Origin of the sequence: Mesorhizobium sp. M8A.F.Ca.ET.165.01.1.1 (genome assembly GCF_004792065.1) — a bacterium.
In the GTDB taxonomy this organism is placed as follows: Bacteria; Pseudomonadota; Alphaproteobacteria; order Rhizobiales; family Rhizobiaceae; genus Mesorhizobium.
In genome coordinates this window covers 14,197-27,808 of sequence record NZ_SRTH01000015.1, presented here as the reverse complement: position 1 = coordinate 27,808, position 13,612 = coordinate 14,197, and the positions used below count along the sequence as shown (strand labels likewise).

Sequence of the window (13,612 nt, the reverse complement as noted above, 5' to 3'; positions counted from 1 at the left end):
TGCATGTAACAAAATGTGCAAATTTGCAAGAGGCACATGATGGCAGATGAAATCCGCTTCTATCGAGCCAGCGAGCGGCCCTACGGTGCGTTCAGCAATCTTTATCGGTGCGAAATCGAGTTTGAGGGTCAGCGCTTCGCCACGAGCGAGCATGCCTACCAGGCGGGGAAGCCGCGCAAGAAGGCTGTCCGCGACTGGCTGATGAGTGCGCCGTCCCCGGCATTACTAGCGATGGCCGCGCACGGCCTGTATTATTGGGATGTCGCGCCAGGCTGGTCGGTCGGCAAATTCGACCGAATGCGCGGGGTGCTCCGGGCCAAGTTCGAGCAGCATCCCGACCTGCGCAATCTGCTGCTCTCTACAGGCGATGCTCGTTTGGTGGAGAGCGCCACCGTCGACAATGATGTCAATCGCCTTTGGGGCGAAGTGAACGGGGTCGGCAAGAATATGCTCGGCGTGCTGTTGATGGAGTTGCGCGCGCAGTTCCGCCGCGAAACGCCGGTGGCGGCGGCGGCCTAGGTCGGGAAATCGCGACGCGCATGCTCTAGGATGGACCGCACATAAGAGACGTCGCGCTGCCGGAACACGCCCCGCGCGCCGGCAAATGCGCAATTTTCCGCCGCGAGCCGCTGGCCGGCGACTACGCCGCCCATCAGGTCATGGATATCCAGGGCCGCGAGCCGCGGCGTGGCTCGGGCCAATAGCCAGTCGATCAGCCCGACGCTCACCATGTCGCCTGATCCGCAAGTGTCCGTCACCTGCTTGGCAGGATAGGCCGCACACCAGATCCGCTCACGACCGTGACGGAGTTCGAGGCCATCGGCGCCGTAAGTAACGATCGCCATTGCCGCGCTGGCAGCTACCTTATCGTCGAGCTCGGGGCCCAAACGATCCGAGGAATATTTAAGCACGCTAGTGATCGCGAGCGCTTCGTCGAATAGCGCGTGATCGATGTCGGACGGTTCGAAATAGATTATCGCACCGCCATGGTAAGCCTGCGCCATCGCGTCGAGGATCGCCGGCGACAGGCGATCAGTGTAAAAGAGTGTGCAATTTTCTAACGCGACCATCGCAGATTGCAGCTCCTCGTGGCCGATCGGCTGATAGCGCGGATATTCCTCGAAAGTGTCGCAGCAGGTGAAACTGAAGCTGTGATGGCCTGAACGGGTGTCGAGTTCCTGGCGCAAGACCGGAGAGCGGCGTCCAGGATGACGATGGATGTAGCGTGTATCGGCGCCGGCGATCTCAAACTCGGCAAGCAACTGCTCACCGATCTCATCCAGCCCAAGTGCCAAAACCGGCGTGACCTGCCTTTGAAGCATGGCAAGCGACACGAGCACGTTGCCACACGACCCGCCAAGCGCCTCGGCGGTAAGATCGCCGTCGGCGTAAAGCCGATCGAGCACCGTAAAACCGGTGCCGACGACATCAATCACGTCACGTTGTGGGATCATAATGTTCTGCAATTGCACTTATTTCGGCAAAGCTGTCGAGTCCCAATGAAGACACATCTATACGAACGCATCCGTCACCATCACGTTCCAAGGCCTGGAGCAGGCGCAGCAGCGCCTCGGGACCGGTTAGCGTCTTGCCGAACAGAGTCCAGCAACCGTCGTGGCGGTCGCAGACCGTTCCAACGCTGATCCCATGGGCGTGCGATAGCAACTCATTGTCATTACCATCGCGCCCGCCACTATCGCCGATGCACAAAATTGCTAAGTCGTTCGGCAACGTCTGCCGCACGCGGTCGACGACGCTGAGCTTGCTGGTGCCGGCCGCAAAGAAATCGATGCTGTGGCCTGAGCGCCTAAACCGAACGGCGCCGGACGCGATGGACGGACAGTCTGCGAGAGCCGCCGGAAAGGCCAAGCGATCAGCGAGATTATCGAGCTTGATCGAAATTTGCACGTCGCTGAACCGCCCCTCGAAAGCTCCAGAGAATAATTCGGGATGTGATTCGAGCCAAGCGTAGCTTTGCGCCAGGTCTGGATCGGACGCTGGTCGATCCACCTCGATGTCGATGCTGAGAGGCTGTATATAAGCACCGTTGTAATAGCCGACGAGCACGTGATCGCGCATCGTCACCGGAAGTACGGCGCTCAGCGCCTTGCCACCCGACCCGCCGCGCCCGGTGGCGATCGCAATGCGCACGCCAATCGCATGGAGGCGTACAAGCTCATCGACGATAGCAGTCCGGGGATGTCCGAAACGCTCGTCATCAGAAATGATCGTGCCGTCATAGTCGAGGACGATCGCGCCGACCCGAGCGTCCGCAAGCACGCCGCGTCGCGCGGCGCAGGCAGCCCGGATACAGACGTGATTGTCGGTCACATCATCGCGCTCGAGTGCGGCCGAGCGCTTTTGTCGGACCGCTGGCCCAAGCTCACGCGCAAGAGCGAGTAATCCGTCTTCCTCGTAGAGGTTTCGGCCAAAATCGCCGATACCCGGCTTTCCTGGATCGATGCCGGTCGCGGCCCCGATCGCCTCGACGATTACTAGGCCTTCGACAATCCCGGCCGCTGTGCGCATGCGCCCGGCATTGCCGAAGTCGAAGACATGGCGCCGTAGCGCCTGTGGCAACAGGGAGTTCGCGCGCTCCCATATCTCGCGGCTATCATCGCCGATCAGCCCGAGGATGACGGTTCGTTCGCCTCTATGATGCAGCCAGGTGTGGCGACCATGGGCGAAGTTGCGGAGGTCGGTTCGCTGGATCGGGCACAGCGCAGCCTCCCAGGCGGAGGTCTCGATAAGCTCGGCGACGGCACAAAGCTGGGGATCGGCGACGATCAGCAGGACATCGTCACTCCGCACATCGGCGAGTTGAGCCTGCATGGCCTGCCGGGTTGCTGGGTGCATCCACTCGCGCAGACGTTTGATTACAGCTGCAACGAGCGCCTCGCCCAATGGATCGGCCGATACCAGATCGCTGGCGAACAAGAGTGCGAGGACCGAACCAATGAGCGAATGGGTGGCGAGAAACCCGTCCTTCGCATCGGCGACCGGAATGCTGGTCACTGTGTTGCCAGGGTCTGCGGAGATGGCCTGAACCGCAGCGCCAGTGGCGTTGCGCGTCAGTAGATGGATTTGTGCGGCACCGCGCGAGCGAGCGGCGGCCACACTGGCGATGCTATCGGCATTGTCGGCGCCGGCGCTGAATAACCAGACATCACTCTGCTTAAGTTCGTCGTTGGCGAGGACGAATTCGGCTGGGGTCACTACGTGGGTTGCTGCTTCGAACAGCGTTTCCCTACACCGCGCGAAGTACTGCGCTGTGATCGCCGAGCCACCGGACCCAATCGCCACCACCTGGCGGTGCCGACTTTGCCGAAGCGCCTCGGCCAGCACGCGCAAATCCGCGCTCGCGACCAACTCGGCGGTGCGCAGCAGCGTGTCGAGCTTTTCGGCGAATCGGGTCATACTGCTTTGTCCCTCACTGTCTCAGCGGTATCTGGCGCAGCGGCCGGTGCGGCGGATGCAGCGCCAAGTTCGCTATAGGCAGGGCCGGACAGGAGCAGGTGGACGCGCATGTCGGGTGTCGCCGCGACCGCGGGCTTTTCCGGATCGAAGTCGTAGCGCACAGTCTCGATATACTGGACGGGAAGGTCATGTTCGATCGCGGCCATGAGCGCCCCTGCGGCCATTACACGGCTGCCGACGGGGGAGAGGATGATCGACGGTACGAATACCTGCTCGACCGCGTCGGAGTAGCGTTTGGTGAGTATGCTCAAGGTCCGATAGCAATCCAACGGGTTGGATTCGGAGACATATACGAGATCACGCGGGTCCACCTGCCACTCGTCTACGAGCTGAGCCTCATATTCGGCGATCAGCGCGTCCGCCCGGCGCGGATCGCGTGCCGGGAACGGCACTACCGGACAGATCTTATAGGTGCCGCGGATCGAACGGCCGATATCAGTGAGCGCGCGTGTGCGCCCTTTGGCCAGTTGTGGGACCCAGATTCGCGCGATCTCCAGCTTCGCGTCGCTTTGGTCGGTGCCGGCAAAGCCACGAACGGCAATCGGACGATCACCCGGTTCGCTCGCAATGGCATCGTCCAGCTCTGGGTTAGACGCGATCATGATGTGGAAAGCGATGCCGCAGCTCTCACAATAGTCGAGCAGGAGGCGCGCGGCGGGAAACGCGACGCCGATCGAGAGCGCTGTCATGTCGAGCACGATGTCGGTGGTTTCAGCGGCGATGCTGTGACCACGGATGACCGAAGCGATGCGCGCTCCGGCGATCGGCGCATTATCGTTGCCGAAAATATCAACCGTGGCAATTTCGCAACCGGGCACTAGGCCTCTAAGTAGTACAGCGTTCTGATCGGCCGCCGCGACGAGACTCGCGTCCGGGGTACCTCGCTCCTCCCGGATGAATAGGCCCTTGAGACGTTCACCAAGATGACCGGCGAGAAGCGTCGCGATACCGAGCGATCGGGGGTCGAAGCCCGCGGCGGCCACCAGCAAGCAATGGACGTCTGTGCGCCCAAAGTATTCCCCTGCGAACACGTCGACCTGCGCATCGAAGTGGGCGATGCAGTTTTCCCAATGGTTATGCGCCATCCTAGCCCCCCTGCTCGCGCAGATAGCCAACATCGCGCTCGAGGAAGCCGCCCCGGTGCAAGGTCAGCCCATGCGAGAGTGCGACCACGCCGCTGAGCTCGATGAGGCACCAGTTCTTGCTTCCTTGGCCATAGTCCCGAGTGACCTCGATCGCGCCATGGGCGACGGCATATTTGAGGATGAGCGCAAGCTCGTCGTTTGAGAGTAGAAGCTTGGCCATCTCCTCTTCCAGAACACCAACCGCATTCGCGCCGGCACCGAGACGGGCGTGGGGCAGCAGCGAGACTTCACGGCAGTCCGACGCGATGCCATCGACCATCGCGCGGACACGGCGTGCGAAGGGGAACGCCCAACCATCCATTATTTCTACAGCCTTGGCGCTCAGCACATCCTGTTGTGCACTCGCCGGGAGCGCCAGCGCTCGTCCCCGGATCGCTTGGGTTTCCATGCGTGCGACTAGCGCGCCGGCGAGTTGGAGGAACAGCTCGGCATTTTCGTTGCTTGCGTCGCACAGCGTGTCGAAACCGTAGTGGAAGGCACGCCCGCTCAGCGCGTGGAGGTGCAGCCTGGCGGCCTCGGCGACCGGCGCATTCGCCTTGAGCGGTGTCCGCGGCTCTGGATCAAAGTCCTCGAACAGTGATACCTGCTGATCGGAAACGCGGTTGGCGTAACGCGCCATCAGGACTCGGACCATGGCAAGGGCGACCTCCGGCTCACGGTCGCCAGATTGCGTCCCCGCAAGATAGCCGGCCACCAGTTCCTCGATCGAGATGCGCCGCGCCGGAGTTACGTCGAAGCGCTGCTGATCGCGCTCGACGAGAGCCGCGAGTTCGCGCAGCTTCGCCTCAGACAGGCGTGGTGGTTCGTCGGGGACAAGCCGTCGAAATGGCGGAAGGTTGCGATTGCGGAAGGCGGTGACGCGCGGGAGGTAGCGGTCTGCCATGTCCGCCGCCATGTCGCGGAAGCGCCGCCGCTCCTTGTCGCGGCTTTCGCCGCCCTGCATGAAGATATCGACATAGTCGCGGTCGGGCTTGAGATTATGCGTGGCGACACTACGAGCCGACCGGAACACGGCGCCAGGGCTGAGGGCGTCGAGCCGCATCATCAGCCAGCGTCCGAATTTGATCTCTCGTCGCGCGAGCGCGGTGAAGATCTGCTCGAACTGGTCTGGGTGAAGCGCGTGTACGTCGTCTAGGATAGCGAGCGGCTTGACCGTCAGACGCTCTCCCATCCACGGAATATCGATCTCCTGGATGCATTCGAAAGGCTGATAGGGTTCAGTCGCTGCCTTCGGCAATTTGTCGATGTCGGGCGGCAGCAAGCTCGCTCCGATTGAATAGATGGCGCGCTGCACTTCGAGCGCGCGGTCGCGAATGCCGGTCGCGGTCAGCCCGCCGATCTGCTCGAGGTGCGCTTCCGATGCGTCCCGGGCGATGAAGCGAATCTCCTCGAGCCGGCGATGGTCGCCATTGGTTAGGCCGCGCAGCAGAGCGAGCATAGTGCGCGCCTGGACCAGCCACAGGGCGAGTTTGGTTTTGACGCTGTCCTCATAGGGCAACTCCCAGAAGTCGCGATACTCGGATTCCATAGGAATGCGGACAGCTGCGACCCCGGGTTTCCCGTCTTGCAGAAACCCAGCGCCGGCGAGGGCTATGGAAAGCTGCTTGTTAGTGTCGTTGGTGGGGTCGCGCAGGATCGTTTCGACGAGGCGAAACTCGGCCAGCATGGCCAGCATGGTTTTGCCGCTTCCCGGCGCGCCGACAATGCGGATGGGCAGATCAAAAATGTCGGCCTTGCGAGGATGCTCGGCCAGGAATGTGGTGAGTGGCGCCGGACTCACGATCTCCAGGAAAGTAGTGTCGTCACGAATGTATTCGGTGGCGCGGCGGAGAAATGGATTTGCCATGGTCAGCCGTGCCTATCACGCCGACGAAACAAGGGCTGCATCGCGTGACCATTTTCATTGGTCGTTTCCGCCCAGAGTAGTGGAATGCTGTTGTTAGGTGTGTTGTGCTCAAGGATAAGCGGCAAGGCGCAGTCGGCATAACCCATCTTGAGATCGGCCTGCTCTGCCTCGCCAGCATGTTCGATCAGCCGAAGGTAGAGAGCGTGATTATAGTACTTTTCGCAAAGCGCGATGACGGCGTCGTCAGCGCCTGGATTGAGTTTGAGCGAGGCGGGCAGCAAGGTGCCCTGGGTCACATCGATTGACCCGAAGGTTCGGTCCGCCCATTCGAGATTGGCCAATTTGGTGCGTTGGAGTAGCGCCTCGTGCGCCTGGGTGGTCGAGATATAATGATGAATATGCAGCGCGTAATTCTCGACGATCGGAAAGGTCTTTCCCTGTGCCTCAACCGCCTTGCGCGCACCGATCAGCATGTCGTTGAATTTTTGCAGCTTGCCCTTCCACTCGCCATCCTTGAAGCGAATGAAGGTCGTACCTGAGCCGGTGAAATCGTCGATCAGGTAGACATGCTCGAACTGCTCGTCGCCAGCGTCGGCTTCCTTGATTTTCTTCGCAAGATCGAGCCATTTCTCGATGCCGATATTCATCATCGGCACGACCTGCTCCTGGGTGATGCGGCCGCTGTTGGCGCGCCGCATGATGTCGATACGGCTGCCGTCGCTCATGCCTATGAATAGCGAGCGTCGCTTAATCCGCTTGAAGGCTGCGACCCCATCGCTGCTGCCCCAAACCTCATGGGGTGGGATGCCGGCCTGCTTGGCGGCAAGGCGCCGCAGATGCGGCGTCACCGTTTCTGGATAAAAGGCCTCGATCACGCGATAAAGCTCTGCATTGGAGATGTAGACGAGCCGGTGCTTAATGAAATCATAGGCCGTCTGGCGGTCCTCGGCATCGAACTGTTTCAGCCAGATTGCCAGGTTTTCGATAAAGCGGGATCCCGCTCGGAAATCGCTGTAGCCGTCATATTTAGTCGAGGCCATTAGCCGCAGCCAAGTATACTCGGCCGTCGCCACGCCGTCATCGGTCCAGTTCATGATTTGCGCAATAAGGCGCAGGCCGAGCAGGTTCATCGGCACCACACCGTAACATGTTCAAATATCGTCTCGCGCACGGAATCTCCCCCTGGAGAGTTTGTAGCGAATTGCACATCGTTGGCAAAGCAATTGAGTCGCGCTTTCAGTGGAATGATGCGTACTCTCGAAATGGAGGAGAAATCGATCAGATTATGCTGCGACTACGGCTTCACACGTCAATCGGCCCAAAGCTACGATTGGGAACGCCCAAAAAAACAGTGAACGAGTGAATGCGGCAGGAATACTGAACGATCGTCTGCTTCTGGAGTCGCGCTATGACGGGCTGAACGGCTGAGATGAGGCTTAACGCCGCCCTTGTGTTGTCGAAGCAGCCTGTAATTTCGCAAGCGGCGCCGCGAAACACGCCAGCGGCTCGCTGATGCCCACTTGACTCTCGTTCACCAATCGTAGAACAAATAGAGAACATTCTTATATACGCTTTCTTGGAGGTCAACCACCATCTTGCGGCCGGAGCCCGCCATAGAGTCATTGCGCGCGCGGATCGAGAAGATCGAGGGCCGAGGCCGGCGCGCCATATCTGTACTTCCTTTCGGAATAGCCGAAATCGACGCACGACTCCCGGGCGGCGGACTGGCGCTCGGCGCGCTGCATGAAATCGCAGGCGGCGGCAATGGCGCCATCGACGGTGCGGCAGCAGCGCTGTTCGCCGGCGGTGTGGCGGCGCGAACGCGGGGCAAGGTCTTGTGGTGCATCACCCGCCCAGACTTGTTCGCCCCAGCGCTGGCGCAGGCCGGCCTCAAACCTGACCGGGTCATCTATGTTGAGGCCGGCGACGACAAGACGATCCTCGCCTGCATGGAGGAAGGCATCCGGCATGGCGGGCTGGGCGCGGTCGTCGGCGAGGTCGCGCGCCTGACCATGACCGCTTCGCGGCGGCTGCAGCTTGCCGCCGAGGAAGCGCACACGATCGGCATCGCGCTGCGGAGATGGCGGCGGCAGGCGGAGGCGGCCGATTTCGGGCAGCCGACGGCAGCCATGACACGCTGGCGCGTCTCGGTCCTGCCATCGGCGCCATTGCCTGTACCTGGCGTCGGCCGTCACCGATGGCTGGTCGAATTGATCCGCGCCCGCGCGGGCGAAAGTGCCGATTTCGAATTGGAGGCGTGCGATGGCACGGGTTGTCTCGCTGTTCCTGCCGACCTGGCCGACCGACAGGGTGCGGCGCAAGGCCGGCGATGGGGCGCCTCCAGCTGAGGCTCCGCTCGTCCTGATCGGCCGCGATAAAAACAGGCGCTTGGTGCTCGCCGCCGACGCCGCCGCACTCGTCGCCGGCCTGCGCCCCGGCATGCCCGTGACGAAGGCGCAGGTGCTGGTGCCGGACCTCGCGATCCAGGACGCCGATCCGCAAGCGGATGCCAAGGCGCTCGAGCGGCTCGCCGTCTGGATGCTTCGATTTGCACCGATCCTAGCGCCCGACCCTCCCGACGGGATCGTCATCGACACGACCGGCGCCGACCATCTCCATGGCGGCGAGGCCATGATGCTCGAGGGCATGGTCGGACGTCTGGCCATGTCCGGCATCGTCGCCCGCGCCGCGATCGCGGACAGCTGGGGTGCGGCGCATGCAATGGCCCGCTATGGCGGCCATCGCATCCGCATCGCACCGGCCGGCCATGGTCAATCGATCCTCGAACCGCTCGCGCTCGAGGCGTTGCGGATCGCGCCTTCGACGGCGGCCGAACTGCGCAAGCTAGGCTTCCAACGGATCGGCGATCTCCTGAAACAGCCGCGCGCCCCGCTTGCGTTGCGCTTCGGTCCGGAGATCGGCCGTCGTATCGATCAGGCCCTTGGCGCCGTCGCCGAGCCGATCGACCCGGTTCGTCCGCCGGACATCATCGAAGTCCGCCGCGCCTTCGCCGAGCCTATCGGCGCGGCCGAGACAATCGCGCGCTACATCGGCAAGCTCGTCGCCCAGCTCTGCAACCTGATGGAACAGCGCGGCATCGGCGCGCGCCGTCTCGATCTCATCTGCCGGCGCGTCGACAGCCATGCCCAGGCGATCCGTGTCGGCATGGCGATGCCCGTTCGCGATGCCAAACGGTTGACGCGGCTGCTCTGTGACAAGATCGAGACCATCGCGGCCGGCTTCGGCATCGAGATGATGATCTTGGCGGCGACGGCGGCTGAGCCTCTGGAGCGCAGCCAGGCCGTGAGTTCCCTCGTCGAGGAGACCGTGCCCGACGTCTCCGAACTCATCGATACGCTGATGAACCGCGTCGGCGAGCGCGCCGTCTATCGGCTTGCACCCGTCGCCAGCGACGTGCCGGAGCGTTCGGTTGGCAAGATTCCGGCGATGGCGGCCGACACCGGCGCGAGCTGGCCCGGTCACTGGCCGCGGCCCTCGCGCTTGCTGGCGCAGCCGGATCCGGTCGAGACGGTGGCGCTGTTGCCCGACCATCCGCCAGTGTCCTTCACCTGGCGAGGGGTGCGCCGACGCGTGAAGCGCGCGGACGGTCCGGAGCGGGTCTTCGGCGAATGGTGGAAGCGCGACGCCGAGCTTGTCGCGGTGCGCGACTATTTCAGGGTCGAGGACGAAGCCGGCGAGCGCTACTGGCTCTACCGCGCCGGCGACGGCGAGGATGCGGCAACGGGCTCGCACCGCTGGTTCCTGCACGGAGTGTTCGGATGAGCGAGGTCCGTTATGCCGAATTGCAGGTCACCTCGCATTTCAGCTTCCTGCGCGGCGCCTCCTCGGCCGAGGAGTTGTTTTCGCAGGCAGCGCTGCTCGGCATCGAGGCGCTGGCCGTCGCTGATCGCAACAGCCTCGCCGGCATCGTGCGTGCCCATGAGGCCGCCAGGACGACTGGCGTGCGGCTCATCGTCGGCTGCCGGCTTGACCTCGATGACGGCACGTCGCTGCTTGTCTACCCAACGGATCGCGACGCCTATTCCAGGCTGTGTCGGCTGCTCTCGCTTGGCAAGGGACGCGCCGGAAAAGCGAAATGCCGGCTGGCGTGGAGCGACGTCGTCGCCTATGGCGCCGGCCTCATCGCCGTTCTCCTGCCCGATCTGGCCGATGAGACCCTGGCGCTGCGCCTCAGGCACCTGCGCGAGGCATTCGGCGATCGGGCGTACATGGCGCTGACGCTCAGGCGCCGGCCCAACGATCAGCTTCGCATCCACGACCTGGCGGCACTTGCCCTCAAGATGAAGGTGGCGTGCGTCGTCACCAACGACGTGCTCTTCCACGAGCCAGGCCGCCGCACCATGCAGGACGTTGTCACCGCGATCCGGCACAATGTTACCATTGACGCGCTCGGCGACCGCCGCGAGCGGCATGCAGACCGCCATCTCAAGCCGCCGCAGGAGATGCACCGGCTTTTCGCGCGCTACCCGGAGGCGCTGGCGCGCACCATCGAGATCGCCAACCGCTGCCGCTTTTCGCTCGACGAACTCGCCTACCAATATCCGGAGGAGCGCGACGACCCGTCTTTGACACCGCAGCAGGCGCTCGAAAAGCTGACCTGGCAGGGCGCCGACTCCCGTTACCCCGAGGGTTTGCCTGACAGCGTCATCGCGTCACTGCGCCACGAATTGCGGCTGATCGAGAAGCTCGATTATGCGCCCTACTTCCTGACCGTGAACGCCATCGTTCGCTTCGCGCGGTCGAAGGACATCCTTTGCCAAGGCCGTGGCTCGGCCGCCAACTCCGCGGTCTGCTATGTGCTCGGCATCACCTCGATCGATCCCGGCCGCAACGATCTCTTGTTCGAGCGTTTCGTCTCCGAGGAACGCCGCGAGCCCCCGGATATCGACGTCGATTTCGAGCACGAGCGGCGCGAGATCGTCATGCAGTGGGTGTTCGACACCTATGGCCGTGACCACGCGGCATTGTGCTCGACGGTGGTCCGCTATCGCACCAAGGGCGCGCTGCGCGATGTCGGCAAGGCGCTCGGCCTGCCGGAAGATCTCATCCGCACTTTGTCCGGCCAAGTTTGGGGCTGGTCTGAAGAGGGCGTCGAGGAACGCCATGTCGAGGATCTAAACCTCAACCTCGCCGATCGCCGCCTGCGGCTGACGCTCGACCTCGCCCGTCAGTTGATGGGCGCCCCCCGCCATCTCAGCCAGCATCCCGGCGGCTTCGTGCTTACCCACGACCGCCTCGACGACCTGGTGCCTATCGAACCGGCCAGCATGAAGGACCGCCAGGTGATCGAATGGGACAAGGACGATATCGACGCGCTCAAATTCATGAAGGTCGACGTGCTGGCGCTCGGCATGCTGACCTGTATGAAGAAGGGCCTTGATCTTCTCGCTGACTGCAAGGACATCCGGCTCGACCTTGCGACCATCCCGGCGGAGGATCCGCGCACCTATGCCATGATCCGCAAGGCCGATACGCTCGGCACCTTCCAGATCGAGAGCCGGGCGCAGATGTCCATGCTGCCGCGGCTGAAGCCGAGGACCTTCTACGATCTGGTGGTGCAGGTCGCGATCGTTCGTCCCGGGCCGATACAGGGCGATATGGTCCATCCCTATCTGCGCCGGCGGGAAGGCCTGGAGCCGGTGCATTATCCGAAGCCGGAGCTCGAAAAGGTGCTCGGCAAGACGCTCGGCGTGCCGCTGTTCCAGGAGCAAGCAATGCGCGTCGCCATCGAATGCGCCGGCTTCACGCCGGGCGAAGCGGACATGCTTCGCAAATCGATGGCCACCTTCAAGTTCACGGGCGGGGTTTCGTCATTCAAGACGAAGCTGATTGAGGGCATGGTAGACAATGGCTATGAGCGGGGGTTCGCCGAGCAGACCTTCAGGCAGCTCGAAGGTTTCGGCTCTTATGGTTTTCCTGAGAGCCACGCCGCCTCATTCGCGCTGATCGCCTATGCCTCGGCCTGGCTCAAATGCTGGCACCCGGACGTTTTCTGCGCTGCACTCCTGAACAGCCAACCGATGGGCTTCTACGCACCGGCGCAGATCGTGCGCGACGCGGCCGCGCACGGCATCGACATCCGGCCGGCCTGCGTCAACGCCTCGCGCTGGGAGTGCACGCTCGAGCCTGTTTCCGATGACGCAGGCTTCGCCGTTCGGCTTGGGCTGCGTATGGTGCGCGGACTTGCCAACACCCACGCCAGCAAGATCGTCACGACACGCGCCGATCAGCCGTTTGCCTCCGTCGACGATCTCTGGCGCCGCGCCGGCGTGCCGCAGGCCGCACTTGTCCAGCTCGCGGAGGCCGACGCGTTCCGGCCAGCACTTGGTCTCGCGCGGCGCGAGGCGCTGTGGGCGATCAAGGCACTGCGCGACGAACCCCTGCCTCTATTCGCTGCTGCGTCGGCCAAAGAGGCCAAGATCGTGCCCGAGATCAACGAACCGGCGGTGGCGCTGCGACCGATGACCGCCGGCGGCGAGGTCGTGGAAGACTACCGCCACATCGGCCTGACGCTGCGCAGCCATCCGATCTCTTTCCTTCGTAATGACCTGCGCCGCCGCAGCATAGTTTCCTGCGCAGAGGCGATGGAAGCCCGCGACGGTCGATGGCTGGAAGCGGCGGGCATAGTGCTTGTCCGGCAGCGCCCGGGCTCGGCAAAGGGTGTGATGTTCATCACGATAGAGGACGAGACCGGAATCGCGAACCTCGTCGTCTGGGCGAAAGTGTTCGAGCAGCACCGGCGCACGGTGCTGTCGGCGGGCATGGTCGCGGTCCGGGGGCGCATCCAGCGCGAAGGCGGGGTGGTCCACCTCGTCGCTCGCAAGATCAGCGATCTATCAACCGAGCTCGCCAGCGTCGGCGAACGCGAGGGCAGCTTTCCGGTGCCGTACGCCCGCGGCGACCAGATATCCAATGGCGGCTCCGGGCCCGATCCGCGCGAGCTACCGCCCAAGGGGCTGCGCAGCCGCGATATCTATATTCCCGATCTTCACATCGACAACATCAAGGTCAAAACGCGGGATTTCAGGTAGGCTGGGTCCGACAGCTCGGGATCATTTGAAGGCGTTGGAATCCCGGGTTAGATTCTAACGATCTTTTGCCCGACAGACGAAGCTCCTCTCCC

9 protein-coding genes are annotated in these 13,612 nt (G+C 63.0%); 4 read left to right on the top strand and 5 right to left on the bottom strand.

What is annotated here, in order from left to right:
- Nucleotides 1-39: 39 nt before the first annotated feature.
- On the top strand, nucleotides 40-519 hold the full coding sequence (locus EN808_RS28435; protein WP_135917363.1) for an NADAR family protein: 480 nt from the start codon (nucleotides 40-42) through the stop codon (nucleotides 517-519).
- Here EN808_RS28435 and EN808_RS28430 read toward each other — a convergent pair.
- From EN808_RS28430 to EN808_RS28410, 5 genes are all read right to left on the bottom strand, one after another.
- Nucleotides 516-1,454, bottom strand: coding sequence for a PfkB family carbohydrate kinase (locus tag EN808_RS28430; protein WP_135906810.1), 939 nt, complete (start codon nucleotides 1,452-1,454; stop codon nucleotides 516-518). The genes EN808_RS28435 and EN808_RS28430 overlap by 4 nt on opposite strands.
- Entirely contained in the window at nucleotides 1,438-3,417 is a 1,980-nt protein-coding gene (locus tag EN808_RS28425) for an HAD hydrolase family protein (RefSeq protein WP_135917362.1), read from the bottom strand. The genes EN808_RS28430 and EN808_RS28425 overlap by 17 nt, the downstream gene beginning before the upstream one ends.
- Nucleotides 3,414-4,562: a hypothetical protein gene (locus EN808_RS28420; RefSeq protein ID WP_135917361.1), complete on the bottom strand. Its 1,149-nt coding sequence runs from the start codon at nucleotides 4,560-4,562 to the stop codon at nucleotides 3,414-3,416. The genes EN808_RS28425 and EN808_RS28420 overlap by 4 nt, the downstream gene beginning before the upstream one ends.
- Nucleotide 4,563: 1 nt before the next feature.
- On the bottom strand, nucleotides 4,564-6,297 hold the full coding sequence (locus EN808_RS28415) for a hypothetical protein (RefSeq protein WP_245520792.1): 1,734 nt from the start codon (nucleotides 6,295-6,297) through the stop codon (nucleotides 4,564-4,566).
- Nucleotides 6,298-6,470: 173 nt separating this feature from the next.
- Nucleotides 6,471-7,598, bottom strand: a complete 1,128-nt coding sequence (locus EN808_RS28410) for a hypothetical protein (RefSeq protein ID WP_135906806.1) — start codon at nucleotides 7,596-7,598, stop codon at nucleotides 6,471-6,473.
- A 465-nt stretch (nucleotides 7,599-8,063) separates the two neighbouring features.
- Here EN808_RS28410 and EN808_RS28405 point away from each other — a divergent pair, with 465 nt between their 5' ends.
- From EN808_RS28405 to EN808_RS28395, 3 genes are read left to right on the top strand one after another with little or no spacing between them, the layout of a single operon-like run.
- Entirely contained in the window at nucleotides 8,064-8,816 is a 753-nt protein-coding gene (locus tag EN808_RS28405; RefSeq protein WP_135906805.1) for an ImuA family protein, read from the top strand.
- Nucleotides 8,731-10,251 (top strand): DUF6504 family protein, encoded by a 1,521-nt coding sequence (locus EN808_RS28400; protein ID WP_135917359.1) that lies wholly within the window; start codon nucleotides 8,731-8,733, stop codon nucleotides 10,249-10,251. Before EN808_RS28405 ends, EN808_RS28400 begins: the two co-directional genes overlap by 86 nt.
- Nucleotides 10,248-13,520, top strand: a complete 3,273-nt coding sequence (locus tag EN808_RS28395) for an error-prone DNA polymerase (RefSeq protein ID WP_135917357.1) — start codon at nucleotides 10,248-10,250, stop codon at nucleotides 13,518-13,520. The genes EN808_RS28400 and EN808_RS28395 overlap by 4 nt, the downstream gene beginning before the upstream one ends.
- The last annotated feature ends 92 nt before the right edge of the window (nucleotides 13,521-13,612 follow it).